At 55.9% G+C, this 23,075-nt stretch carries 28 protein-coding genes and 1 pseudogene; 11 read left to right on the top strand and 18 right to left on the bottom strand.

The features are described 5' to 3' along the window. The first annotated feature begins 41 nt into the window (after window positions 1-41). Window positions 42-221, top strand: a complete 180-nt coding sequence (locus N438_RS28340) for a hypothetical protein (RefSeq protein ID WP_165818809.1) — start codon at window positions 42-44, stop codon at window positions 219-221. A 65-nt stretch (window positions 222-286) separates the two neighbouring features. Here N438_RS28340 and N438_RS20605 read toward each other — a convergent pair whose 3' ends face one another. From N438_RS20605 to N438_RS20580, 6 genes are all read right to left on the bottom strand, one after another. Then, window positions 287-844: a 3'-5' exonuclease gene (locus tag N438_RS20605; protein WP_116696448.1), complete on the bottom strand. Its 558-nt coding sequence runs from the start codon at window positions 842-844 to the stop codon at window positions 287-289. After that, window positions 844-1,065: a hypothetical protein gene (locus N438_RS20600; protein WP_116696447.1), complete on the bottom strand. Its 222-nt coding sequence runs from the start codon at window positions 1,063-1,065 to the stop codon at window positions 844-846. The genes N438_RS20605 and N438_RS20600 overlap by 1 nt, the downstream gene beginning before the upstream one ends. A 68-nt stretch (window positions 1,066-1,133) precedes the next feature. Next, the gene (locus tag N438_RS20595; RefSeq protein WP_116696446.1) at window positions 1,134-1,406 is read right to left on the bottom strand and encodes a hypothetical protein; all 273 of its coding nucleotides are present in this window, start codon (window positions 1,404-1,406) and stop codon (window positions 1,134-1,136) included. 15 nt (window positions 1,407-1,421) lie between these two features. Then, entirely contained in the window at window positions 1,422-1,808 is a 387-nt protein-coding gene (locus N438_RS20590; RefSeq protein ID WP_032414424.1) for a hypothetical protein, read from the bottom strand. Window positions 1,809-1,824: 16 nt separating this feature from the next. Next, window positions 1,825-2,055 carry a DUF4761 domain-containing protein gene (locus N438_RS20585; protein WP_243414576.1) on the bottom strand — a complete coding sequence of 77 codons (231 nt, stop codon included), beginning with the start codon at window positions 2,053-2,055 and terminating at the stop codon, window positions 1,825-1,827. A gap of 11 nt (window positions 2,056-2,066) precedes the next feature. After that, window positions 2,067-2,333, bottom strand: coding sequence for a hypothetical protein (locus N438_RS20580; RefSeq protein WP_032737939.1), 267 nt, complete (start codon window positions 2,331-2,333; stop codon window positions 2,067-2,069). Between the two features lie 81 nt (window positions 2,334-2,414). Here N438_RS20580 and N438_RS20575 point away from each other — a divergent pair, with 81 nt between their 5' ends. The 3 genes from N438_RS20575 (at window position 2,415) to N438_RS20565 (ending at window position 4,758) form a co-directional block, all read left to right on the top strand. After that, window positions 2,415-2,714 carry a helix-turn-helix transcriptional regulator gene (locus N438_RS20575; RefSeq protein WP_032426921.1) on the top strand — a complete coding sequence of 100 codons (300 nt, stop codon included), beginning with the start codon at window positions 2,415-2,417 and terminating at the stop codon, window positions 2,712-2,714. 103 nt (window positions 2,715-2,817) lie between these two features. Continuing rightward, on the top strand, window positions 2,818-3,747 hold the full coding sequence (locus N438_RS20570) for a tyrosine-type recombinase/integrase (protein WP_207786596.1): 930 nt from the start codon (window positions 2,818-2,820) through the stop codon (window positions 3,745-3,747). Between the two features lie 327 nt (window positions 3,748-4,074). Continuing rightward, entirely contained in the window at window positions 4,075-4,758 is a 684-nt protein-coding gene (locus N438_RS20565; protein ID WP_116696444.1) for a hypothetical protein, read from the top strand. 291 nt (window positions 4,759-5,049) lie between these two features. Here N438_RS20565 and dadX read toward each other — a convergent pair whose 3' ends face one another. From dadX to N438_RS28335, 3 genes and pseudogenes are all read right to left on the bottom strand, one after another. Beyond that, the gene (dadX, locus tag N438_RS20560; protein ID WP_008804310.1) at window positions 5,050-6,120 is read right to left on the bottom strand and encodes a catabolic alanine racemase DadX; all 1,071 of its coding nucleotides are present in this window, start codon (window positions 6,118-6,120) and stop codon (window positions 5,050-5,052) included. Window positions 6,121-6,129: 9 nt separating this feature from the next. Continuing rightward, on the bottom strand, window positions 6,130-7,428 hold the full coding sequence (locus N438_RS20555; protein WP_008804309.1) for a D-amino acid dehydrogenase: 1,299 nt from the start codon (window positions 7,426-7,428) through the stop codon (window positions 6,130-6,132). A 98-nt stretch (window positions 7,429-7,526) separates the two neighbouring features. Further along, window positions 7,527-7,673, bottom strand: a pseudogene (locus N438_RS28335) (hypothetical protein); the annotation flags it as partial. A gap of 76 nt (window positions 7,674-7,749) precedes the next feature. Here N438_RS28335 and N438_RS20550 point away from each other — a divergent pair. Next, complete coding sequence (locus tag N438_RS20550; protein WP_004203310.1) at window positions 7,750-9,282, top strand: SpoVR family protein; 1,533 nt, start codon at window positions 7,750-7,752, stop codon at window positions 9,280-9,282. Between the two features lie 74 nt (window positions 9,283-9,356). Here N438_RS20550 and fadR read toward each other — a convergent pair whose 3' ends face one another. Then, window positions 9,357-10,076 carry a fatty acid metabolism transcriptional regulator FadR gene (fadR, locus tag N438_RS20545; RefSeq protein WP_012541278.1) on the bottom strand — a complete coding sequence of 240 codons (720 nt, stop codon included), beginning with the start codon at window positions 10,074-10,076 and terminating at the stop codon, window positions 9,357-9,359. Window positions 10,077-10,324: 248 nt separating this feature from the next. Between fadR and nhaB the strand changes: the two genes are divergently transcribed. From nhaB to N438_RS20530, 3 genes are all read left to right on the top strand, one after another. After that, entirely contained in the window at window positions 10,325-11,875 is a 1,551-nt protein-coding gene (gene nhaB, locus N438_RS20540) for a sodium/proton antiporter NhaB (RefSeq protein ID WP_012541276.1), read from the top strand. 128 nt (window positions 11,876-12,003) lie between these two features. Beyond that, complete coding sequence (gene dsbB, locus N438_RS20535; RefSeq protein ID WP_022065915.1) at window positions 12,004-12,534, top strand: disulfide bond formation protein DsbB; 531 nt, start codon at window positions 12,004-12,006, stop codon at window positions 12,532-12,534. A gap of 150 nt (window positions 12,535-12,684) precedes the next feature. Then, window positions 12,685-13,029: a DUF1971 domain-containing protein gene (locus tag N438_RS20530; RefSeq protein ID WP_012541275.1), complete on the top strand. Its 345-nt coding sequence runs from the start codon at window positions 12,685-12,687 to the stop codon at window positions 13,027-13,029. Window positions 13,030-13,037: 8 nt separating this feature from the next. Here the strand turns inward: N438_RS20530 and N438_RS20525 are convergent, their stop codons facing one another. The 3 genes from N438_RS20525 to N438_RS20515 all read right to left on the bottom strand — a co-directional run bounded on the left by N438_RS20525 (window position 13,038) and on the right by N438_RS20515 (window position 14,536). Further along, a complete protein-coding gene (locus N438_RS20525; protein WP_008804304.1) occupies window positions 13,038-13,484 on the bottom strand; it encodes a YcgN family cysteine cluster protein in 447 nt (148 codons plus the stop codon). Between the two features lie 94 nt (window positions 13,485-13,578). Continuing rightward, window positions 13,579-14,238 (bottom strand): fumarylacetoacetate hydrolase family protein, encoded by a 660-nt coding sequence (locus N438_RS20520; RefSeq protein ID WP_012967776.1) that lies wholly within the window; start codon window positions 14,236-14,238, stop codon window positions 13,579-13,581. 16 nt (window positions 14,239-14,254) lie between these two features. After that, window positions 14,255-14,536 (bottom strand): YcgL domain-containing protein, encoded by a 282-nt coding sequence (locus N438_RS20515; RefSeq protein ID WP_004203320.1) that lies wholly within the window; start codon window positions 14,534-14,536, stop codon window positions 14,255-14,257. A 126-nt stretch (window positions 14,537-14,662) separates the two neighbouring features. Here N438_RS20515 and minC point away from each other — a divergent pair, with 126 nt between their 5' ends. Genes minC through minE form a run of 3 tightly spaced genes read left to right on the top strand, consistent with a single transcriptional unit; the run spans window position 14,663 to window position 16,473 of the window. After that, window positions 14,663-15,364 carry a septum site-determining protein MinC gene (minC, locus tag N438_RS20510; protein ID WP_008804301.1) on the top strand — a complete coding sequence of 234 codons (702 nt, stop codon included), beginning with the start codon at window positions 14,663-14,665 and terminating at the stop codon, window positions 15,362-15,364. A gap of 23 nt (window positions 15,365-15,387) precedes the next feature. Then, on the top strand, window positions 15,388-16,200 hold the full coding sequence (gene minD, locus N438_RS20505; RefSeq protein WP_008804300.1) for a septum site-determining protein MinD: 813 nt from the start codon (window positions 15,388-15,390) through the stop codon (window positions 16,198-16,200). A gap of 3 nt (window positions 16,201-16,203) precedes the next feature. Next, window positions 16,204-16,473 carry a cell division topological specificity factor MinE gene (gene minE, locus N438_RS20500; RefSeq protein WP_004103270.1) on the top strand — a complete coding sequence of 90 codons (270 nt, stop codon included), beginning with the start codon at window positions 16,204-16,206 and terminating at the stop codon, window positions 16,471-16,473. Window positions 16,474-16,550: 77 nt separating this feature from the next. On the opposite strand, the gene rnd is transcribed toward minE, so the two are convergent. From rnd to N438_RS20475, 5 genes are all read right to left on the bottom strand, one after another. Further along, window positions 16,551-17,666, bottom strand: a complete 1,116-nt coding sequence (rnd, locus tag N438_RS20495) for a ribonuclease D (protein WP_165818813.1) — start codon at window positions 17,664-17,666, stop codon at window positions 16,551-16,553. A gap of 81 nt (window positions 17,667-17,747) precedes the next feature. Next, window positions 17,748-19,433: a long-chain-fatty-acid--CoA ligase FadD gene (gene fadD, locus N438_RS20490; RefSeq protein WP_012541274.1), complete on the bottom strand. Its 1,686-nt coding sequence runs from the start codon at window positions 19,431-19,433 to the stop codon at window positions 17,748-17,750. A 205-nt stretch (window positions 19,434-19,638) separates the two neighbouring features. Further along, window positions 19,639-20,220, bottom strand: coding sequence for a Slp family lipoprotein (locus tag N438_RS20485; protein ID WP_008804297.1), 582 nt, complete (start codon window positions 20,218-20,220; stop codon window positions 19,639-19,641). A 38-nt stretch (window positions 20,221-20,258) separates the two neighbouring features. Beyond that, window positions 20,259-20,954 (bottom strand): tRNA (adenosine(37)-N6)-threonylcarbamoyltransferase complex dimerization subunit type 1 TsaB, encoded by a 696-nt coding sequence (gene tsaB / locus N438_RS20480; RefSeq protein WP_008804296.1) that lies wholly within the window; start codon window positions 20,952-20,954, stop codon window positions 20,259-20,261. A gap of 145 nt (window positions 20,955-21,099) precedes the next feature. Then, window positions 21,100-23,010: an ATP-dependent DNA helicase gene (locus N438_RS20475; RefSeq protein ID WP_008804295.1), complete on the bottom strand. Its 1,911-nt coding sequence runs from the start codon at window positions 23,008-23,010 to the stop codon at window positions 21,100-21,102. Between the last annotated feature and the right edge of the window lie 65 nt (window positions 23,011-23,075).

Raw genomic sequence — 23,075 nt, 5'->3', positions numbered from 1 at the left:
TGCTTCCCTCAGTGCATCCACTGCCCCCTGGATGTATTCAGGTGATCGGTTCATTTGTGGTATTCCTTGTTGTAGGTTTCGTGGGTCATAAGTCGCCACTGCTGGCCACCGTTCTTAGTGAGAAAGCGCCAGCGGCGGCCGATGCGAATTACGAGATAGGCATGCGGTTTAACGCGGGAAAAGTTGCGCTGACCGCGGGCGAAGCATTTCAGGGCGGCTAACGCCCTGTTGCAGACTGGCAGCGGTGCGCTACAAATGACGGAGAGACGCGGATGCATGGCGGACCTCACAGCGATTCAATGTGCGGAGAAGTCAAGCGCTGCCAGATCTCGCAAACTTGCTCGGCCTGATATCGCGCATCAGTCATGGTGTAACGCACCAGAGCGCGGCGCGCGTGGGGCGCGTAGCCGGTAGCAGCAGCGAGATCGAGAAGGGAGCGAATGCAGCGGAATTTTGTACCTTCGGGGAAGATTCCAGGAACTTCTGCGCGCTCAACTGCATACTGCAGTGAAACCAGCTTTTCCGGGGTATCCTTGAACCACACAAATAAACTATCGAACCGATGCTCGGTGTTGTCGGCAATAAAGCCCGCCAGGTCGCACATCACACCTTCTTCGGACTCTGTGGCACTCATTAATTCAGCGCGCCAGTGGGAATCCTTTTTCATCCACTCAAAAGCTGTATCAACGCTGACCAGGCCTGTCGCTATCCGGATATTGATTGGAGAGTAAAAGCTTTTCCCAATCTGACCCGTTGACGGCTCAAAGAACACGGCCTCGATAGCGAGCAAAGGTGAAGACTCTTTCTCGTTGATGATTATCAAATCGACCATTAAATGATTCATTATTTATTGCCCTCGCTGATTGTTAATTCGCGGCTATCAATCCACCGCTCGACTGATAAATAAATATCTTCCGGAGTAGCATTTTCCTTTTTCAGCTGGTCGACAAAAATACGCAGCAGGCCCAGCAGATGAGCGCGTTCATGCTTCCGCGCGTTGGTGCTGATTTCCACAAACTCTGGATCGCTTATTCCGCCATCCAGCTTTATTGACTTGATCGGCATACAACCTCCTAAAAAAGGCAAAAAGAATCCCCGACAAAATAAATGCCGTTATTTTTAACGTCGATTAATTAGTGGTTGGGTCGCGGTTTTCTTTTAATCTGTTTGAATAACCTTTCGTGCCAGTAATACAAAAAGTCGATAAACGTCATTCGCGCACGCTCATGATTACCGCGAATTGTTTTCTCCAGACCGTAAATAATTAAATCTATCGACGGGCTGTCAGCGGTGACATAGACGCGAGCGCCGTTCTTCAGGTGAACGGTGAAGCCCTGCTCTGCGCTTTCCACCGCTTCGCGTATCAGCATTTCACGTTCCCACGATGTTTTCTCTTCGGTAAACATGGCGGACTCCAATGATTAATAGAGGCGTGGGCGCTTCATCTGCGCTGACACCGTGGCCGACTGTTTCAGCTGCTGAAGCATTTCTGGTGTAACTTCCACTGTTACCGCCAGCGGCTTAAAAAACATCACTGTCTTGCTTGCTGCTTCCGGTTGCTCAGCATCCATAGATGACAGGTCGTATGGCTTCGGGATATCGCCATTAGTGATCGAGATAATGATGTTGCGGAGTTCTTCCAGTGTGGTTTCATCGTTTTCGCCCTGGAGCATGGCGAAGTGATAAAGGTGGGATACGCCGTGGCGTAAAAGTTGATGTGAATAATCGTGGTTCCATTCCAGAAACTCTTTATTGAAATGGAAGCATTGCAGTAGTGAGTTAATTTTGTCGGCGTATTCTCTTTTCATTTTCGACCTCGGCTAATTAATGAATAATGAAGCGGCTGTTATTAATAATCCGGTCTATCGTTTTACGTGCTTCCGATAACGCAAAATCAATCCCGAAAGAATCACCGTCTTTCATGATTTGATAACGCTTCTTGCCTACCCTGCGCGGTAATACGCGAATGGTGAAGCCGCAACAAATCCCGGCGTGCTTATTTATCCAGGTGACTTTAGGCAAGTTATCTCGCGTAATTCCGCTCCCTTTCTGCATGACTATCCCCTTTAGTTCATTGACTCAACAAAGCGTTCAGCTTTGTAGCGGGCGTTCATGTAGATGGCGAGCAAGTTTACTTCCCGCTTTGCTCGTGGGCGCGCCTGGATGATCGGTAAGCGGCCATCATCTGCGCGGTGCTGAACTGCTTTCAGCGTCAAACCGGTACGTTTTGCATAGTCGGCCAGGGACTCAGAAACACGATCGCCGAATGGGTAATCCCCCGGCAAATCCCTGATTTCAGGTGGCGTGGTAGCTCTTCTTGCGTTTCTTGCCATGTGTTATCCTGCCTTGTTTGGGTAGTTTGGGGTTTTATTGGTTCATTAACATGAACCAACTTTAGATCATAGGAATGAACCATGTCAAGCGAGCTAAGCGAGAAACTAAAGCTGATTAGGGAAGCTGAAAATTTAAGCCAGGCAAAATTTGCCGATTTAACAGGTATTTCCATAAGCACAATTAAGAAATATGAGGTTGGGATAATGGAGCCTGGTGGGGTAACACTGAGAAAAATCACAACTCACGAGGTCTTCAAAAAGTACACCTTGTGGCTAATGAGCGATGAAACCAATGAAGCATCCGGCCAGATAGCTCCGGCTCTCTCCCCTGATGGGCAAAACGGAACATTGAGCCGCCGAAGCGCGAAGAAGGTTGGCTAACTGCTTTAAATATAATGGAAAGATGGGGTAAGGGTGGGATCTATCATGAGAGGGGGATTTTCTGGTGAGCATTAAGTCTCTTAAAGATGGCTACATGGTTGACATGCGCCCGCAGGGTCGCGAAGGCCGTCGTATACGAAAAAAATTCGCCACTAAATCCGAAGCCCAGCAGTATGAGCGGTGGATCTTGTCTTCGCAGCATAACAAGGGCTGGCTAGACAAAGCTCCGGACAAGCGCCCATTCTCCGAACTCATCGAGTTATGGTGGCGCATCAAAGGCCAGACCATGAAATCAGGCGAAAGCACACGGCGTAAGCTTGAGCGTGTTAATGAGGCGATGGGCTTCCCCGCCACCGACAAGGTAAATAAAAACACCTGGGCTGATTATCGCGCTGGCCGGTACGCCGCAGGCATAAAGGCCAAGACGCTCAATCGCGAACAGGAAACGCTTTCTTCTCTGTTCGGTACGCTCATTGAGACCGGGAATTATCACCACGAAAACCCCTTTAAAGGCGTCTCACCGCTAAAAGTACACGCGCATGAAATGGGCTACCTGCTGAAGTCGCAGATTAACCAGCTTTTGACTACCCTGCCCGAGCCGGAAAACCTCGCGGCGCGATTAAGTCTGGCGACCGGCGCCCGCTGGGGTGAGGTCGTTAAACTAAGGCGAACACATCTTGCTCATTCAAAGGCGATATTTATTAACACCAAGAACAGCAAAAACAGAACCGTGCCTGTTAGTAATACGCTGTTTGAGGAGCTATGCGAGCGGGGAATGGGCGATATTTTTGCGGACGTGGATTACGAGCTGCTGCGCCGGACGATCAAGCAGGTTGCCCCGGACCTACCGGACGGCCAGGGGGTTCACGTTCTGCGGCATACCTTCGCCAGTCATTTCATGATGAACGGCGGCAATATTCTGACCCTGCAAAAAATACTGGGTCATTCGAACATACAGCAAACAATGGTTTACGCACATCTTGCGCCTGATTACTTACAAGATGCTGTGCGGTTTAACCCTCTGGAGAACTAACCGTTGAAACTAGACGATTTTCCGCCCTTTACTGATCGCGAGCTGACCCTAACCGAGCATGAGCTTACGAAAATTTTGCAGCAAATTACACCGGTATAGGGTATGACTGGCAATCAGCAGAGCATCATCAACAATGATGCTTGTGCATTATAATGGCGAAAAAGACGCTACCGAGTGGCCAGATGAAAATCATTATCGTTATACAGCATGTAACAGCCATGATAACGCTGGTTTCCTCAGGGCCGGAACTCCATTCCGGCTCTTCGCGCATTTCACTCTGGCTAGCGTTTTAGACGATTTCAAATCACCATGAAGGACAGTAATTGGATGAATGTAAAAATTCAAAAAATTCAGATAATTCAAATAAATATATACAATTTCAATGCATTTCCTCATGACCGAATTAGAGGACTAATCAGTGAGCTCAACGTTCACTATGAGAAAATAAATAACTACCTTGAGGCGAAGGTTTCGGGGGAAACACTAAATGTAGAAGTTATTAACTCCCTAGCAAAGTTAAAGGAAATTGACAGGCTTGCGCCATTACTAATTGATAGAAATCGTCATGTTAATGACTTTAAGTTGGGTGTGGATCTACTGAACTCTGTTATTGCACTTCTCGGAACAGATGCTGGGCATCAAAGCACTAAAAGTAATCTTTTGACTTTAGGCCGGTCTCTTCTCGGTAAGCTTTACAGCATTTCTTATGACGAGCTGCTTGATTCTGCTTTACGATATCAGTGGTTAAAAAGTAAAAATTTGGTTAAAAGCCACAACATCACTCGCTGGAGAACTAATAATGGCGACTATAATTCAGCTAGAATTAAGTTTGAGCCTTCAGATTTTGAGCTAGATGATTATTTTACTAGAAATCAACAAAGAATTTTTGAGTATATGGTTTTTGAAATGACTCCAGACAAACAAGAAAGCGATCCATTTTCAAATTTGCAACATGTTGATTTCTATCATTATCATACGTTATTAAGCCAGTTTGAAAAAAAACAAGGGTAGGCAAGGTATACACCTAGCTTTACGCTGTTACAAGCGTAAAGCCCGCTGTTCGCTCGAAGCAGGCTGTCAAATTTGATTGTGTGCTGCCAGTACAAACGATGCACTTAATGCGAATAGTCCCGATTGGTATCGGGGCTATTTTGTCTTCTGGGGCGATCCACAAAGTGTCCACGCCCGCCGAGTTAGGGCGGGTTTTGGTGGGTAGATTGAGGTTATCGAAAAGCCAGAATTTCAGTAACTTATTGAAATACTGGCATATGTGATCGGCGGAGTGATCCGCCCCGGAATAGGTTACAGGGTCACAACCGGCACCCGCGGCGCCAGGGCGCACATCAGCTCATAGCCGACGGTGCCGCTGCTGGCCGCCACGTCGTCGATTTTAATCTCTTTGCCCCACAGCTCGACCGGCGCGCCGATCCCGGCCTGCGGACAAGGCGTTAAATCGACCGCCAGCATATCCATCGATACGCGTCCAACGGTAGTGGTGCGTACGCCATCCACCAGCACCGGCGTGCCGCTCGGCGCCACCCGCGGATAGCCATCGGCATAGCCGCAGGCGACGATGCCGATCCGCTGCTCCTGGCTGGTGCGGTACAGGCCGCCATAGCCAATCGCCTCGCCGGGGCGCAGGTTCTGCACGCCGATGATTTCGCTGCGCAGCGTCATGACCGGCTTCAGCCCGGTGTTCGCGATGTCCTGCCACTGCCCGGAAGGCGACGCACCATACAACACGATGCCCGGACGCACCCAGTCAAAATGCGCTTCCGGATGCCAGAGGGTCGCCGCCGAGTTGGCCAGCGAGCGCGGGCAATTCAGCCCCTCCGCCGCCTGTTCAATACGGCGCATCGGCTCGACAATCCCCTGCGGGTTCTCCGCCTCCGCGAAGTGCGACATCAGCGTCATCTCGCCGACGTTGCTTATCGCCCGCAGCTGCTGCCAGACGGTATGCACCCGCTCCGGCATAAAGCCCAGCCGGTTCATACCGCTGTTCACCTTGAGATAGATATCCAGCGGCGCGCGCAGCTTCGCCTGCTGCAGCGCCTTAATCTGCCAGTTGCTGTGGACGCTGGTGGTTAAGCGATATTGATCGAGCACCGCCAGCTCATCGGCATGGAAGAAGCCCTCCAGCAGCAGGATCGGACCTTTCCAGCCCTGCTCGCGCAGCAGGATCGCCTCTTCCAGGTTGAGCAAGGCGAAACCATCCGCCCCGCTTAACGCACTCCATACGCGCGCCACGCCGTGGCCGTAGGCGTTGGCCTTGACCACCGCCCACAGGCGCGACCCAGGGGCCGCGCGACGCACTATCTGTAAATTCTGCCGCAAGGCCAGCAGGTCGATGCTGGCCACTACCGGACGGGTCATGCAAGCTCCTTAGTTGTGTGCGCCATGCAGATGCTGCGGACGCGCCGGGGTGAACCCGGGGCTGTAGCGGGCGACCGCCAGATCGTCGTAAGGGATCGCCGGCGTGCGCCCGGAGATCAGATCGCTGATAAGCTGCCCGGAGCCGCAGGCCATGGTCCAGCCAAGCGTGCCGTGGCCGGTGTTGAGCCACAGATTTTTATACGCCGTGCGGCCGACCACCGGCGTGCCGTCCGGTGTCATCGGCCGCAGGCCGGTCCAGAACGTCGCCTGCTCCACGTGGCCGCCGCGCGGGAACAGATCGCGCACCACCATCTCCAGGGTTTCGCGACGCGGCTGCAGCAGCGCTTTGTTAAAACCGACAATCTCGGCCATGCCGCCGACGCGAATGCGCTGATCGAAGCGGGTAATAGCGATTTTGTATGTTTCATCAAGGATAGTGGAAACCGGCGCGCCGTCCTCCTGGGCAATCGGAATGGTCAATGAGTAGCCTTTCAGGGGATAGACCGGTATATCCACCAGCCCTTTAAGCATCGCCGTTGAGTAGGAGCCGAAGGCCATCACATAGGCATCGCCCTTGATAATCTCATCGCCGCATTTCACCCCGGCAATGCGATCGCCCTCCTGTAGCAGGGCGTCCACTGCGGTGTTGAAGCGGAAAGTGACCCCGGCCTGTTCCGCCATTGCCGCCAGCCGGGTGGTAAACAGCTGGCAGTCGCCGGTTTCATCATTGGGCAGGCGCAGGCCGCCGGTCAGTTTATGGCTGACTTCCGCCAGCGCCGGCTCCACCTCCGCCAGCCGCTTCGCTTCCAGCAGCTGGTACGGCACGCCGGCGTCTTCCAGCACCGCGATGTCGCGGGTGGCATTTTCATACTGTTTGGCGGTCCGGAACAGCTGCAGCGTCCCGCCCTGACGCCCTTCATACTGAATGCCGGTGGTGTCGCGCAGCGCTTTCAGGCAGTCGCGGCTGTACTCCGCCAGGCGCACCATACGGCCTTTGTTCTCCATATAGTGGCGGGTGTCGCAGTTACGCAGCATCTGCCACATCCACTTCAGCTGGAACGACGTGCCGTCAAGACCGATCGCCAGCGGCGCATGGCGCTGAAACATCCATTTGATCGCCTTCAGCGGCACCCCCGGCGCCGCCCAGGGCGCCGCATAGCCGGGAGAAATCTGTCCGGCGTTGGCCGCGCTGGTCTCCTCTGCCGGACCAGGCTGACGGTCGATAACCGTCACCTCATGACCCGCCTGACTCAAATACCACGCGCTGGCTACCCCAACCACCCCACTTCCCAGTATGACGACACGCATAGCGACTCCGTAACAGTTAAAGAACAATCATCTAATTACAAATTGATAACTCAGTTGAAAATATTATTCAACATACGCTTTATTTATGGTGACTTAACTCACAGCAAACCGCACCAGCCCTGCGCTTCGAGATTTACGATCTCATGCTGCGCTTTATTTTTACCCAGCATTAAATTCTGTAAATAAGCGCAAAAAACGGCTTTGAGATGGGGAAATCGCGAAGAAAAGAAATTGTCTGACGATACAGTTTGCCATCCGGTGTTCTATGCTTGTTTAGAGGTTTTCCGTTCAGAGAAAACCAACAACAACGAGGGCGCGCTAATGGCTACGATTGACTCCATGAACAGGGACACCACCCGTTTAAGCGATGGACCCGACTGGACGTTCGAGTTACTGGAGACCTACCTGGCCGAAGTGGACCGGGTCGCCAAGCTCTATCGTCTTGATACCTACCCGCACCAGATCGAAGTCATTACTTCCGAGCAGATGATGGACGCCTACTCCAGCGTCGGCATGCCCATCAACTATCCGCACTGGTCGTTCGGCAAGAAATTCATTGAGACCGAGCAGGCCTATAAGCACGGCCAGCAGGGCCTGGCGTATGAGATAGTCATCAACTCCAACCCCTGTATCGCCTACCTGATGGAAGAAAACACCATCACCATGCAGGCGCTGGTCATGGCGCACGCCTGCTATGGGCACAACTCATTCTTTAAAAATAACTATCTGTTTCGCAGCTGGACCGACGCCAGCTCGATCATCGATTACCTGATCTTCGCCCGCAAATACATTACCGAGTGTGAAGAGCGCTATGGTGTCGACGAAGTGGAGAAACTCCTCGACTCCTGCCACGCGCTGATGAACTACGGCGTCGACCGCTATAAACGTCCGCAAAAAATCTCCTTGCAGGAGGAGAAAGCGCGGCAGAAAAGCCGGGAAGAGTATCTGCAAAGCCAGGTGAATATGCTGTGGCGCACCCTGCCGAAGCGCGAGGAAGAAAAAGCGATTGAGTCCGCCCGTCGCTACCCTTCCGAACCGCAGGAGAACCTGCTGTACTTTATGGAGAAGAACGCCCCGCTGCTCGAATCGTGGCAGCGCGAGATCCTGCGCATCGTGCGTAAAGTCAGCCAGTATTTCTACCCGCAGAAACAGACCCAGGTGATGAACGAGGGGTGGGCCACCTTCTGGCACTACACCATCCTCAACCATCTCTATGATGAAGGGAAAGTGACGGAGCGCTTTATGCTGGAGTTTCTCCATAGTCACACTAACGTGGTGTTCCAGCCGCCGTACAACAGTCCGTGGTATAGCGGGATTAACCCCTACGCGCTGGGCTTCGCCATGTTCCAGGACATCAAGCGCATCTGTCAGTCGCCCACCGAAGAGGACAAGTACTGGTTCCCGGATATCGCCGGCTCTGACTGGCTGGAAACATTGCATTTCGCGATGCGTGATTTCAAGGACGAGAGCTTTATCAGCCAGTTCCTGTCGCCGAAGATCATGCGCGATTTCCGCTTCTTTACCGTGCTCGACGACGATCACAACAATTATCTCGAGATCTCGGCGATCCACAACGAAGAGGGCTATCGCGAGATCCGCAACAAGCTCTCGGCGCAGTATAACCTCAGCAATCTTGAGCCGAACATCCAGGTATGGAACGTTGACCTGCGCGGCGACCGCTCGCTGACCTTGCGCTATGTGCCACACAACCGCGTCCCGCTGGACAAAGGCCGGCGCGAAGTGCTGAAACATGTGCATCGTCTGTGGGGATTCGATGTGCTGCTGGAGCAGCAGAACGCCGACGGCAGCATTGAGCTGCTGGACCGCTGCCCGGCACGCCCGAACGCGCTATAACATTGCGGGACGATGAAAACGACGAAGGGGGCCACTGGCCCCCTTATTGTGTTTATCGATCGCCAATATCCGGCTTAACGCATATTCATGGCTAAATCGCCGGGCAGCGATTTCTGCATCCGGTGCCAGATCTCCCCGCTGTCATGACCGTAGCGACGGACCAGCTCATACACCTGATCGTGCAGACCGCCTTCGCACACCTTCGCCAGCTGATGATAAAACCCCAGCGCCAGGCTGCGCGCTTCCGGGCTGGAGAAATAGTGGCGGCCGATGCGGGTATACAGCCCCTTCATGCCGTTGAGGATCAGACCGTAAATCGGGTTGCCGGAGGCAAACGCCAGACCGCGGAAGATATTGTAATCGAGGTCGGCAAAGGCGTCGGCGTGATCTTCCACTTCCCGGGCGCTGTCCAGTACCGCCAGCGCTTTATCCGGATGCTGACGGAACGCGGTGCGAATAAAAATCGTGGAAATATTGGTGCGTACGGAGAGCAGGTTATCAATCAGCTGCGGCACGCTGTCGTGATCGAGGCGCGCCAGCGTTTCGAGAATATTCAGCCCGGAGGTCTCCCAGAAGTTATTCACTTTGGTGGGCTTGCCATGCTGAATGGTCAACCAGCCGTCACGCGCCAGACGCTGCAACACTTCGCGCAGAGTGGTGCGGGTGACACCGATCAGCTCAGAAAGCTCGCGTTCAGCGGGGAGAATCGATCCAGGTGGGAAGCGGTTATTCCAGATGCTCTCAATGATATACTCTTCCGCGAAACCCGCAGGGCTCTGCGCCTTAATGACCATAATAATATTTCCATTACACATTGTTGCAATTGCACTCATCATACCAGAGCCGCTATAGCGCAGATAGCATCGCAAGTGAATTAAAAAGGGATCGCTGTTTCATTTTCCGTTTTTACTTTGCGCTTTTCCTTATCTCCCGTCACCGCCGCCGCGGTGCGAAGAAAGTTGCTTCTCATTTTGCTCAACTGATACTCTTGCCAATAGTTACGCACAAAATCATGTACTAATTGACGGGGAAGGATTCTGTCGTGGAAATTTCATATGGCCGCGCGCTGTGGCGCAATTTTCTTGGCCAGTCGCCGGACTGGTACAAGCTGGCATTAATCATTTTCTTAATCGTAAACCCGCTGGTGTTTGCCGTGGCGCCGTTTGTCGCCGGCTGGCTGCTGGTGGTTGAGTTTATCTTTACCCTCGCCATGGCGCTGAAGTGCTATCCGCTGCTGCCGGGCGGCCTGCTGGCCATTGAGGCGCTGCTGATCGGCATGACCAGCCCGGCGCATGTGCGGGAAGAGATCGCCGGCAACCTTGAAGTGCTGCTCCTGCTGATCTTCATGGTCGCGGGCATCTACTTTATGAAACAACTGCTGCTGTTCGTCTTCACGCGCCTGCTGCTGGGGATCCGCAGCAAGATGCTGCTGTCGCTGGCCTTCTGCCTGGCGGCCGCTTTCCTCTCCGCCTTTCTCGATGCGCTTACCGTGGTGGCGGTGGTGATTAGCGTCGCCGTTGGGTTCTACGGCATCTACCACCGCGTCGCTTCAGCTCGCCCTGATGATAACGATCTGCTGGACGACAGCCATATCGAGCAGCACTACCGCGAGGTGCTGGAGCAATTCCGCGGCTTTCTGCGCAGCCTGATGATGCACGCCGGCGTCGGGACCGCCCTCGGCGGAGTCATGACCATGGTTGGCGAACCGCAAAACCTGATTATCGCCAAAGCGGCGGGCTGGCATTTTGGCGAGTTCTTTATCCGCATGGCGCCCGTCACCGTGCCGGTGATGGTGTGTGGGCTGTTGACCTGCCTGCTGGTCGAAAAGTATCGCCTGTTTGGCTACGGCGAACCGCTGCCGCCCACGGTACGGAAGGTGCTGCAGGACTTTGACGACCGCAGCCGCGCCCAGCGCAGCCGTCAGGAGCAGCTGCGGCTGCTGGCCCAGGCGGTGATTGGTGTCTGGCTGATCGTCGCCCTCGCCTTTCATCTGGCCGAAGTCGGGCTCATTGGCCTGTCGGTGATCATCCTCGCCACCACGTTTTCCGGGGTGACCGATGAGCACGCCATTGGCAAGGCGTTCACCGAGGCGCTGCCCTTCACCGCGCTGCTGACGGTGTTCTTTGCCATTGTGGCGGTGATCATCGACCAGCAGCTGTTCACCCCGGTCATTGAGTTTGTGCTGCAGGCCTCGCCGCACGCGCAGCTGTCGCTCTTTTACCTGTTTAACGGCCTGCTGTCGTCCATTTCGGATAACGTTTTTGTCGGCACGGTCTACATTAACGAAGCGAAAACCGCCCTCGAACATGGCGTTATCAGCCTGCCGCAGTTTGAGATGCTGGCGGTGGCGATCAATACCGGCACCAACCTGCCGTCGGTCGCCACCCCCAACGGCCAGGCGGCATTCCTGTTCCTGCTGACCTCCGCGCTGGCGCCGCTTATCCGACTCTCCTATGGCCGCATGGTATGGATGGCGCTGCCCTACACTCTCGTACTGACGCTGGTCGGCCTGCTGTGCGTCGAGTTCACCTTGATGCCGGTCACCAACTGGCTACTGGCGCACGGCTGGGTGACCACGCCCACGCTGCCCTGACCCGATCCTGGCCCGGATTCATCCGGGCCATTCAATAACCCGTTACGTAATATTTTCTGCCGGGCCGCTGGCGTCGGTTCGGTTTTCGTTTACACTGCCATGATTTAGCATCTTCCAGGGAAATGATTATGTTGCAATATTTAAACCAGTGCTCAAGGGGACGCGGTGCCTGGCTCCTGATGGCATTAACCGCTTTTATTCTCGAACTCGTTGCGCTGTGGTTCCAGCATGTGATGCTGCTGCAGCCGTGTGTGATGTGTATTTACGAACGCTGCGCGCTGTTCGGCATCATGGGCGCGGGGCTGGTCGGCGCCATCGCCCCCAAAACGCCGCTGCGCTATGTCGCCATGGTGATCTGGTTGTACAGCTCAATACGTGGACTGCAGCTGGCGTGGGAGCATACGATGATCCAGCTGCACCCTTCGCCGTTCCAGACCTGTGATTTCGCCGCCCGCTTCCCAACCTGGCTGCCGCTGGATAAATGGCTGCCGCAGGTTTTCGTCGCGTCCGGCGACTGTTCAGTGCGTCAGTGGCAATTTCTGTCGCTGGAGATGCCGCAATGGCTGGTCGGTATTTTTGCTGCCTATCTGCTGGTCGCCATCCTGGTGATCATTGCTCAGCCTTTCAAAGCGAAAAAACGCGATCTGTTTGGCCGCTAAGCCGCTGCGAGTACCGCACACAATGAAACGCCCTGCGGGGCGTTTTTTTATGTCTGCTGCGCATCGTTGCATCGTTTCCTGCCTGTGGTTGACCACAGCCCCTAAAAGGTGCATATTAAATACATCTTTTAAAGCCCCACAGGAGCTCACATGTCATCTTTACTGATCCCCGCAGACTGGAAAGTTAAACGCTCCACCCCGTTCTTTACTAAAGAGAATGTCCCCGCCGCCCTGCTGAGCCATCACAACACCGCGGCCGGCGTCTTCGGTCAGCTGTGCGTCATGGAGGGAACGGTCACCTATTACGGTTTTGCCAATGCGCAGGCGACGGAGCCGGAAAAGAAAGTGGTCATTCATGCCGGACAGTTTGCCACCAGTCCGCCGCAGTACTGGCACCGCGTCGAACTCAGTGACGACGCCCGCTTCAATATTCACTTCTGGGTGGCCGAAGAAACCGACGGTGAAAACGGGCTGTTTCACGCGAAGAAAGCGTGATCCGGCGCTTAACGCGCCCTGTCAGGCAGATTGAGGATATGATCCTGCCAGTCGACGACGGTGGACTCGGGCACCGCAATATGGCGAACAGAGATGCGTTCGCCATGCATCGCCGCTTTTGAGCCGGTCAGCAGCGGATGCCAGGCCGGCAGCGATTTGCCCTCCGCCAGCAGGCGATAGGCGCAGGTCGGCGGCAGCCATTCGAAGGTTGGCAGGTTTTCGCGGGTAAGCTTGATGCAGTCTGGCTCGTACTCGAAGCGACGTTCGTAGTTACGGCACTGGCAGGTTTTGATATTAAGCTGACGGCAGGCGACGTTGGTGAAGTAGATCTCATCGGTGTCTTCATCCATCAGCTTGTGCAGGCAACACTGGCCGCAGCCGTCACACAGCGATTCCCACTCCGCATCGGTCATTTCATCCAGTGTTTTTTGTTGCCAGAAAGGTTGTTCGCTCATCGGAGTGTCCGTCGTTGCCAGTTAAGGGTGCACCTTATAACCAGTCTGGCACGCCGATGCAAGTTTTGCCGCCCCAAAAGGCGGCAAGCAGCGCTTACAGCACGCGGGTGGTGAGCGACAGGCCGTTGAAGCCAACTTCCAGTTCGTCACCGCTGTGCAGCGGCCCCACCCCTTCCGGGGTGCCGGTGAGGATCACATCCCCGGCTTTGAGGGTAAAGAAGCGCGACATATAGGCGATCAGCGGCACAATCTTATGGATCATGTCGGCTGTGGTTCCCTGCTGGCGCACTTCACCGTTAATCTTCAGGCTTAACGGCGTATTCTGCGGGTCGCCGTGGAACTCAGCGGCCGGGATAAAGCCGGAGATTGGACTGGCGTTATCGAAGCCTTTCGCCTTCTCCCACGGTTGCCCGGCCTTTTTCATCTTAGCCTGCAGGTCGCGCAGGGTGAGATCCAGCGCGACGCCATAGCCGGCGATCCCTTTCTGCACATGCTCTTCCGTCGCCTGACGCAGCGTGCTGCCGATCAGCACCGCCAGCTCGACTTCGTGGTGCACTGAGCCCAGCCCTTCAGGAAGCACCAACGGCTGACGGAGATCGCACAGCGCGGTCTCAGGTTTAATAAACAGCACCGGCTCTTCCGGCGTCGCACTGCCCATTTCCTTGATGTGTTTTGCATAATTACTGCCGACGCAAACCACTTTGCTCACTGGATAATCCAGAAGCGCACCCTGCCAGTTATGATGTTGGTACATTATTTTCCCTCGTGGGTTAATCGGATTGTTTCCCCTGTTCCGCCAGGTGTTTCTTTAGTAGATTTTCAGATGGCGGGGGAAGTTGCAGGTAATAGCCCTGCTCGCTCAACGCCTGTTTCACTTTTTCCAGGTCGGCGTTAACCAGCTTTTTGCGCCCATCCAGCGGCAGCAGCATCGCCATTTGCGGCGTGCCGAAGCCGCGCATTAGCTCGTCAGGAACGCGTGAGAAATCGTCTTTTTTTTCGACGTATAAATAGGTTTGTTCACGTTTAGTACTTCGATAGATCACACAAAACATAGTTTTACTCGGAATTAGACCCGTGGTCACTTGCCTCAATATATGAGTGACTATAACATGCCTTTTAGTCTTCGGAATATCACCGCACTTCTGCGGTTGATAAACAGCAAATTGAGTAAGGCCAGGATGTCAAATACGCCAATCGAACTTAAAGGCAGTAGCTTCACGTTATCTGTCGTTCATTTGCACGATGCAAATCCCGAGGTTATTCGTCAGGCGTTAGAAGACAAAATCGCCCAGGCTCCCGCCTTTTTACGCCATGCGCCGGTGGTGGTGAATATCGCCAGCGTGGAGGAGGAGGTCGAATGGCGCGCCATTAACGAGGCCATCGCCGCGACCGGTTTACGCATTATGGGCGTCAGCGGATGCAAAATCCCGCGCCTGAAAACCGAAATCGATCGCGCCGGGATCCCGTTATTAACCGAAGGGAAAGAGAAAGCCCCTCGTCCGGCACCGTCCGAACCCACCCCTCCGCCGCCGCCAGTTGCTAACCAGATCACAAAAACGCGTTTGATTGATCAGCCGGTACGTTCCGGTCAGCGCATTTATGCGCCACACTGTGATCTTATTGTTACAAATCATGTGAGTGCCGGTGCGGAACTTATCGCTGACGGCAATATCCATGTATATGGCATGATGCGAGGACGCGCGCTGGCAGGCGCCGGTGGCGACAGAGACGCCCAGATATTTTGTACCCACCTTGCGGCGGAGCTGGTCTCCATCGCCGGGGAATATTGGCTGAGCGATAACATCCCGGCCGAATTTTATGGCAAAGCGGCACGCCTGCGTTTAGGTGAAAGCGCTTTGACAGTTCAACCGTTGAATTAATCCCTTTTTAACAAGGAATTTCTATGGCACGCATTATTGTTGTGACTTCGGGTAAAGGGGGCGTTGGCAAGACCACCTCCAGCGCGGCCATCGCTACAGGTTTGGCCCAGAAGGGAAAGAAAACCGTCGTTATCGACTTCGACATCGGCCTGCGTAACCTCGATCTGATTATGGGCTGCGAACGTCGCGTCGTTTATGATTTCGTCAACGTCATCCAGGGCGATGCCACGTTGAACCAGGCGCTGATCAAAGATAAGCGTACGGAAAATCTCTACATTCTCCCGGCCTCTCAGACCCGGGATAAAGACGCCCTGACCCGCGAAGGCGTCGACAAAGTTCTCGAAGAACTGAAGAAAATGGACTTCGATTTCATCGTCTGTGATTCACCGGCAGGTATCGAAACCGGTGCGCTGATGGCGCTCTATTTTGCTGATGAAGCCATCATCACCACCAACCCGGAAGTCTCCTCCGTTCGCGACTCCGACCGTATCCTTGGCATTCTCGCTTCGAAATCCCGTCGTGCGGAAAATGGCGAAGAGCCGATCAAAGAGCATTTACTGCTGACCCGCTACAATCCAGGCCGCGTCAATAAAGGCGATATGCTGAGCATGGAAGACGTGCTGGAAATTCTGCGCATCAACCTGGTGGGCGTGATCCCGGAAGACCAGTCAGTCCTGCGCGCATCCAACCAGGGTGAGCCCGTGATTCTGGATGCCGCGTCGGACGCAGGCAAAGCCTATGCCGATACCGTTGAACGTCTGCTCGGAGAAGAACGCCCTTTCCGCTTCATTGAAGAAGAGAAGAAAGGATTCCTCAAACGCCTGTTCGGAGGATAAATTATGGCTTTACTCGACTTTTTTCTCTCGCGAAAAAAGAACACGGCTAATATTGCGAAAGAACGCCTGCAAATCATCGTCGCCGAGCGTCGCCGCGGCGACGCGGAGCCGCACTACCTGCCACAGTTGCGCAAAGATATTCTGGAAGTGATCTGTAAATACGTGCAGATCGACCCGGAGATGGTCAGCGTGCAGCTAGAGCAGCGGGATGGTGATATTTCGATTCTTGAGCTGAACGTGACCCTACCCGAAACGGAAGAGTCGAAACCCTGACCTGCTGTTCCATCCCGAAAAAAAACCGGCTACGCCCTGCGCTGCCGGTTTTTTAATGGCCTGAACCAGACCGCCCGCTAGCGCGGATAGTCGTTTAACAGCGACTTCAGCCGCCCGGCCATCAGTTCGCCACGCCAGCCGGAAATCAGCTCAGGCTCACCGGCTTGCGTTTTCAACTGCCAGTGCCAGTTCAGCAACTGGTTGATCTGCCGACGCGAGGCCAGCAGTTCCGCGCTCACGCCCTTGTCGGCGCTCACTTCCTGCACCAGCGCTTTAATATCTTTAAAGGCTTTACGGTATCCCGGCATGTCAATGAGGTTCTGCAGCGGCGCCGGCAGGGCCGATTCCGGCAGCGCCTGGGCTTTCTCGACCAGGCTAATCAACGTTTTGCCGTGGAAGCGAATTTCACTGCCGGACAACCCGAGGCTGTCGAGCTCGCCGAGGCTGGTGGGCATATAGCGCGCCACGCTCCACAGATGCTCTTCCCGCACCACAAAGTTCACCGCCAGGTCGCGCTCACGCGCTTTGCGCAGACGCCACTCTGCCAGCAGCTGCAGGCAGCCCAGCTGGCGGGTACGCAGCTGCCAGGCGTTGCCGATGTCGCGCCAGGCCTCGGCCGGGTCGACCACCTCCTGACGGCGCTGCTGCATCAGACGACATTCGTCCAGCGCCGCCGACAGCCAGCCTGCGCGGTCGGTCTCCGCCATTAATTGGCTGGCGATCGGCAACAGGTACCAGACGTCAGCTGCGGCATATTCACACTGACGCTCGGTCAGCGGGCGCGCCAGCCAGTCGGTGCGGGATTCACTTTTATCCAGCGCCACCCCGGAATACTCTTCCACCATAGAGGCAAAGCCCCAGGACATCGGGCGGCCGCAGAACGCCGCCAGGACCTGGGTGTCGATCAGCGGCTGCGGCATCAGGCTGAACGCATTGAGGAAGACTTCTAAATCTTCGCTGCCGGCATGCAGATATTTAGTCACATCCTGGTTGAGCAGCAGCTCGCGCATCGGCGCCCAGTCGCTAATCGTCAAGGGATCGATCAGAGAGACCTGGGTGCCGTCGAACAGCTGCAGCAGGCCCAGCTGCGGATAGTAGGTACGGGTACGGACAAATTCCGTATCCAGAGCGACGGCGGAGGCCGCGCTTGCCGCTTCGCACACAGCGCGCAGGCCATCGTCGGTGGTGATCATCTGATAGTTCAAAGCATACTCTCTTAACTTGCGCCCATAAAAAACGCCGGCGTAGCCGGCGTCAGGCGACTCATTCGTTACTTAGCCTTTATTGTCCACTTTAGCGCGCGCTTCGTCACGCAGTTCTCGCCGCAAAATTTTCCCGACATTGGATTTCGGCAGTTCGTCACGGAATTCCACCAACTTCGGCACTTTGTAGCCGGTGAGATGGCGGCGGCAGAACGTAATCAGCGCCTCTTCGGTTAATGCGGCCTCTTTCTTGACCACGAAAATCTTCACCGCTTCACCGCTGCTGCCGGACGGCACGCCGATGGCCGCCACTTCGAGGACGCCGCTGTGCTGCATAACCACATCTTCGATTTCATTCGGATAGACGTTAAAACCCGACACCAGGATCATATCTTTTTTCCGGTCAACGATGCGCAGGAATCCCTCTTCATCCATCACCGCGATATCCCCGGTGTGCAACCAGCCGTCTTTGATAATCTCATCCGTCGCGTCAGGACGCTGCCAGTAGCCCAGCATCACCTGCGGCCCCTTGATACAGAGCTCGCCCGGCTGACCCGGCGCCACTTCGTTATCGTCGTCGTCCACCAGTTTGGCTTCAGTGGAAGGCACCGGCAGGCCAATGCTGCCGCTGTGGTAGTCGATATCGTGCGGATTGACGCTGACCAGCGGCGAACACTCGGTCAGGCCGTAGCCCTCCAGCAGATATTGTCCGGTCAGTTTTACCCAGCGCTCGGCCACCGCCTGCTGCACCGGCATCCCACCGCCGGCGGAGAGGTGCAGCGAGGAGAAATCAAGCTGCTGGAACTCTTTGTTGTTCAGCAAGGCGTTGAACAGGGTATTGACCCCGGTCATGGCGGTAAAGGGATATTTCGCCAGCTCCTTCACCAGCCCGGGAATGTCGCGTGGGTTGGTGATCAGCAAATTTTGCCCGCCCAGTTCGATAAACAGCAGGCAGTTCATGGTCAGGGCGAAAATGTGATACAGCGGCAGCGCGGTCACCACGAACTCTTTGCCGCGATGCAGCAGCGGGCCGTAGGTGGCATTGACCTGCTCGAGGTTAGCCAGCATGTTGCGGTGGGTCAGCATCGCCCCTTTGGCCACGCCGGTGGTGCCCCCGGTGTACTGCAGAAACGCCAGATCTTCTGGAACGATCTCCGGCTTCACGTACTGCATGCGGTAGCCATGCTGCAGCGCGCTGCGAAACGAGATGGCATCCGGCAGGTGGTACTTCGGCACCAGGCGCTTGATGTACTTGACCACGAAGTTCACCAGCGTGCCTTTGGCGGTGGAGAGCTGGTCGCCCATTCGCGTCAGGATCACGTGCTTAACCTGAGTTTTCGCCACCACTTTTTCCAGGGTATGGGCAAAGTTGGAGACGATGACGATCGCCGCCGCGCCGCTGTCGTTGAGCTGATGCTCCAGTTCACGCGGGGTATACAAGGGGTTGACGTTAACCACGATCATCCCGGCGCGCAGGATGCCAAACAGAGCCACCGGATACTGCAGCAGGTTAGGCATCATCAGGGCCACGCGATCGCCCTTCTGTAATCCTAACCCCTCCTGAAGGTAAGCGGCAAAGGCGCGACTACGCTCTTCCAGCTTACGGTAGGTCATCACTTCACCCATATTGATAAACGCCGGTTGGTCAGCGTAGCGGGTGGTGGCATGCTCAAACAGTTCAACCAGGGATTGATAGCGGTCAGGGTTTATCTCCGCAGGAACATCTGCGGGATAACGGTTTAGCCAAACCTTTTTCACTGCATCACCTCTGAAATAGTTATTCGTCGTCATCACAGCCCCTGGTAAATACATTTTGTTAACATTATATTAACTCAGCGTACCAGTTTATTAATTAGGCAATGAGCAGGTTGCGAAGCGCGTCACTATTTTTTTTCTTATTCGACTGAAAACAAAGAAACAGCGGACCGGCCGCTGTTTCTTTGAACTAACATAAACAACAAAATCATTCGGTTACGACGTTTCTCACCTCAGCAGGGCCGGGGTTGTACCAGCCCCAGCCGCCATAGCCGTAACCCCAGGGGCGCGGACCCAGCATCCACGGATCGATGGGCTGCGGGGGCATCACCACCTGCTGCACCACGTTCCAGCGTTTGTAACCGATGGCGTTCATCAGCATAAATTTATACGGCGTGCTGCCCACTTTGCCGTCGACCACGCCGGCAATCGGCCCGACCACGGTGACCAGCTGGCCGCGGTAGTCGACCGGATCGAGGAAGCCGTTAACGTCGGCATAGATCCGCCCACGAGACGGTTCGCCCAGCACAGGCCGTGCGCCGCTGTCCAGCGGTACGGTGGCGATTTCTAAGCGGGTTTTACCCTGCTGGTTCTGCACATTGACCACTTTGCCGCCAAAGCGTGCTTCCTGGCCAACGTACAGCTGCGGGGCGTTCATCACCCGCACTAAATCCTGCTGCGGCGTAGGGCTGGTGCCTTTGATGGCATCCGGCACTGACACGCAGCCGCTTAGCGCAACGGCAACCGCCGCGGCTAACAGCCAGCGAACGCCCTGTTTTTGACCCGCCATGATGCGACTCCTTTTCTCAGTCTTCTTGTTACTGAGATTCACTCGCGGCCTGGAAGTTTCTTCCACGCCACCTCGTTTCGCAAATAAACCGGCTCCGCTTTCTCCACGGCCACGGTTTTCCCCGCCGCCAGCAGGTAACAGGCTAACGGCAGCATATCCTCCGCCGCCGGCAATTCAATTTCGCCGCTGCTTAAGGTCAGTCCGCTCGCTTTCGCCAGATCCGGCCACGCCTGCCAGCCGGTGCCGACGGTGGCCCATTCGCCGGAAAGCTGTGCCAGCCGTTCGGCTACCGCTTCCGGTTTGAGCACCGCTTCCGTCTCTTCGCCATGCCAGACGCCCTGCTCGTCACGCTGGTACTCGGCCCAGTAGACTTCGCCCATTCGCGCGTCAATGGCCGCCAGCACGCGGGTGGCGCCGGTTTTGCGCCAGGCGCCCTGCGCCATGGTGGCCAGCGTCGAAACGCCGATCATTGGCAGCTCAGCGCCCAGCGCCAGCCCCTGAGCGATACCGATGCCGATGCGCACGCCGGTAAAGCTACCCGGACCGCGGCCAAAGGCCAGCGCGTCCAGCTCGGTCAGCGTGGCGCCGCTCTCGGTGAGGACCTCCTGCACCAGCGGCAGGATACGTTGGGTATGTTCGCGGGGACAAATTTCGAAATGAGCACTAAGGGTGCCATCATTCCACAGCGCCGCGGAGCAGGCCTCTGTGGCGGTATCGATAGCCAAAATTCGCATGGGTGGTCACGCTCTCGTTACATAGTTCAGGCCTTCAGGCAGCCTGTTTTCCGGCAAACGGCCAACCCGCCGCCATGCCGCCCGAAGTCTATTGGGAACCGCTAATTAACAAAATGGCGCGCAGCTTAACACATTTTAGTGCGGATTACCTTGCCGGCGGCACGGCGAGGAAGCGCACCGCCCGGCGGATATCGCGGGTCCGCGGCGCGGGCGGCAGGCTGGCCAGGAACACCGCGCCGTAGGGGCGCATTACCAGCCGGTTGTCGCAGATCACCAGCACCCCGCGATCGTCGATATCGCGGATCAGACGCCCCACCCCCTGTTTGAGGGTGATGACGGCTTCCGGGAGCTGCACTTCATCGAACGGATCGCCGCCGCGCAGCCGGCAATCTTCCATGCGCGCTTTCAGCAGCGGGTCGTCCGGCGAAGTAAACGGCAGCTTATCGATGATCACCAGCGACAGCGCATCGCCGCGCACGTCGACCCCTTCCCAGAAGCTGCTGGTGGCCACCAGCAGGGCGTTGCCGGCGCTGACAAACTGCTGCAACAGCTGGCCTTTGCTGGTTTCCCCCTGCAGCAGCACCGGTAGCGTCATGGTGGCGCGGAACTGCTCCGCCAGATCGCGCATCATGGCGTGCGAGGTACACAGCATAAAGCAGCGACCGTCGTTGGCCTCGATCAGCGGCTTGAGCATCGCCGCCAGGTGGCGCGCCGCGCCAGGCTGGTTCGGCAGCGGCAGATTGCGCGGCACGCAGAGCAGCGCCTGATGTTGATAATCAAAGGGGCTCGGCAGCAGCAGGGACTGCGCCTCGTCGATCCCCAGCCGGGCAGTGAAGTGATGCAGATCGTCGTTGACTGACAGCGTCGCCGAGGTAAAGATCCAGCTTCCCGACTTCTGCGCCATCACCTCTTTAAACTTCTCGGCCACGGTCAACGGCGTAAGGGCGAGAGTAAAGTGGCGCGAGGTGCACTCATACCAGTAGCTGTAGCCCGGCTGGTTAATCTCTTTCAACCGCTTTAAGCGCCCGCGATAGAGGGTGGCGCGCTCAAAGGCGGCGTCGAGCAGCGCCGAGCGGCCCAGCGAAAGTTTGGCGACGTCATAGCATAGTTCGAGCGCGTCATCGAGCAGCAGCAGCGCGCGCTGAATGTGGCTATCCGCCAGCAGTTCGCGCAGGTTGCCGCGATAGCCGGGATCCCCCAGCTGCAGGCGAAAATCCTGAGCGCTTTGCGCCAGGCGGTCGGCGCATTTTTGCAACTGCTGGGTGTCTTTCAGTTCGGTGCGGTAGGCAATGGTGATGTCTTTCGCCAGATCCAGCAGCTGGCGGCTGGAGAGCGACTGACCAAAGTACTGACTGGCGATATCCGGCAGCTGATGGGCTTCATCGAAGATCATCACTTCCGCCTCGGGGATCAGCTCGGCAAAGCCGCTCTCTTTGACCACCATATCGGCCAGGAACAGGTGATGGTTGACCACCACCACGTCGGCGTCCATCGCTTTTTTACGCGCCTTCACCACGAAGCAATCTTTATACAGTGGGCAGTCGCTACCGAGACAGTTATCGTTGGTGCTGGTGACCAGCGGCCAGGCCTGGGAATCTTCCGCGACGCTGGCGCAGGTGCTGATATCGCCATCCTGGGTTTGATTCGACCAGGAGCGCAGGAGGATCACATCGCTGAGGGTTTGCACCGGCAGATCGCCGCCTGCCAGCGCCTGCTGCTCAAGACGTTCGAGACACAGGTAGTTGGAGCGCCCTTTGAGCAGCGCCAGTTTCCCGGTGAATTTGAGCGCTTTGGCGACGGTGGGCAGATCGCGGCTATAGAGCTGATCCTGCAGCGCTTTCGAGCCGGTGGAGATAATCACCTTTTTTTTCGCCCGCAGCGCAGGCGCCAGGTAAGCGTAGGTTTTACCGGTTCCGGTCCCCGCTTCCACCACCAGCGGTCGGGAGGCCTCAATCGCTTCGCTCACCGCTTTCGCCATCTGGCGCTGCGGTTCGCGCGGCTTAAATCCCGGTATGGCTTTGGCTAACTGGCCGTCTGCTGCAAAATCGTCGATCACATTGCCCCCTGGTTATTTGGACAGTGATTATGTCAGGGAGGACGGCGTTTCGCCAGTCCAGGTAG

Origin of the sequence: Klebsiella sp. GL120222-02 (assembly GCF_003097195.1) — a bacterium.
Taxonomy (GTDB): Bacteria; Pseudomonadota; Gammaproteobacteria; order Enterobacterales; family Enterobacteriaceae; genus Klebsiella; species Klebsiella variicola.
This window is presented reverse-complemented; position numbering and strand designations above follow the sequence as displayed.

Excerpts from the sequence above, each read along its gene's own strand:
- N438_RS20605 (WP_116696448.1), bottom strand. The coding sequence starts at position 844 with ATGAATCATTTAATGGTCGATTTGATAATCATCAACGAGAAAGAGTCT.
- N438_RS20600 (WP_116696447.1), bottom strand. The coding sequence starts at position 1,065 with ATGCCGATCAAGTCAATAAAGCTGGATGGCGGAATAAGCGATCCAGAG.
- N438_RS20595 (WP_116696446.1), bottom strand. The coding sequence starts at position 1,406 with ATGTTTACCGAAGAGAAAACATCGTGGGAACGTGAAATGCTGATACGC.
- N438_RS20590 (WP_032414424.1), bottom strand. The coding sequence starts at position 1,808 with ATGAAAAGAGAATACGCCGACAAAATTAACTCACTACTGCAATGCTTC.
- N438_RS20585 (WP_243414576.1), bottom strand. The coding sequence starts at position 2,055 with ATGCAGAAAGGGAGCGGAATTACGCGAGATAACTTGCCTAAAGTCACC.
- N438_RS20580 (WP_032737939.1), bottom strand. The coding sequence starts at position 2,333 with ATGGCAAGAAACGCAAGAAGAGCTACCACGCCACCTGAAATCAGGGAT.
- N438_RS20575 (WP_032426921.1), top strand. The coding sequence starts at position 2,415 with ATGTCAAGCGAGCTAAGCGAGAAACTAAAGCTGATTAGGGAAGCTGAA.
- N438_RS20570 (WP_207786596.1), top strand. The coding sequence starts at position 2,818 with ATGCGCCCGCAGGGTCGCGAAGGCCGTCGTATACGAAAAAAATTCGCC.
- N438_RS20565 (WP_116696444.1), top strand. The coding sequence starts at position 4,075 with ATGAATGTAAAAATTCAAAAAATTCAGATAATTCAAATAAATATATAC.
- dadX (WP_008804310.1), bottom strand. The coding sequence starts at position 6,120 with ATGACCCGTCCGGTAGTGGCCAGCATCGACCTGCTGGCCTTGCGGCAG.
- N438_RS20555 (WP_008804309.1), bottom strand. The coding sequence starts at position 7,428 with ATGCGTGTCGTCATACTGGGAAGTGGGGTGGTTGGGGTAGCCAGCGCG.
- N438_RS20550 (WP_004203310.1), top strand. The coding sequence starts at position 7,750 with ATGGCTACGATTGACTCCATGAACAGGGACACCACCCGTTTAAGCGAT.
- fadR (WP_012541278.1), bottom strand. The coding sequence starts at position 10,076 with ATGGTCATTAAGGCGCAGAGCCCTGCGGGTTTCGCGGAAGAGTATATC.
- dsbB (WP_022065915.1), top strand. The coding sequence starts at position 12,004 with ATGTTGCAATATTTAAACCAGTGCTCAAGGGGACGCGGTGCCTGGCTC.
- N438_RS20530 (WP_012541275.1), top strand. The coding sequence starts at position 12,685 with ATGTCATCTTTACTGATCCCCGCAGACTGGAAAGTTAAACGCTCCACC.
- N438_RS20525 (WP_008804304.1), bottom strand. The coding sequence starts at position 13,484 with ATGAGCGAACAACCTTTCTGGCAACAAAAAACACTGGATGAAATGACC.
- N438_RS20520 (WP_012967776.1), bottom strand. The coding sequence starts at position 14,238 with ATGTACCAACATCATAACTGGCAGGGTGCGCTTCTGGATTATCCAGTG.
- N438_RS20515 (WP_004203320.1), bottom strand. The coding sequence starts at position 14,536 with ATGTTTTGTGTGATCTATCGAAGTACTAAACGTGAACAAACCTATTTA.
- minC (WP_008804301.1), top strand. The coding sequence starts at position 14,663 with ATGTCAAATACGCCAATCGAACTTAAAGGCAGTAGCTTCACGTTATCT.
- minD (WP_008804300.1), top strand. The coding sequence starts at position 15,388 with ATGGCACGCATTATTGTTGTGACTTCGGGTAAAGGGGGCGTTGGCAAG.
- minE (WP_004103270.1), top strand. The coding sequence starts at position 16,204 with ATGGCTTTACTCGACTTTTTTCTCTCGCGAAAAAAGAACACGGCTAAT.
- rnd (WP_165818813.1), bottom strand. The coding sequence starts at position 17,666 with ATGATCACCACCGACGATGGCCTGCGCGCTGTGTGCGAAGCGGCAAGC.
- N438_RS20485 (WP_008804297.1), bottom strand. The coding sequence starts at position 20,220 with ATGGCGGGTCAAAAACAGGGCGTTCGCTGGCTGTTAGCCGCGGCGGTT.
- tsaB (WP_008804296.1), bottom strand. The coding sequence starts at position 20,954 with ATGCGAATTTTGGCTATCGATACCGCCACAGAGGCCTGCTCCGCGGCG.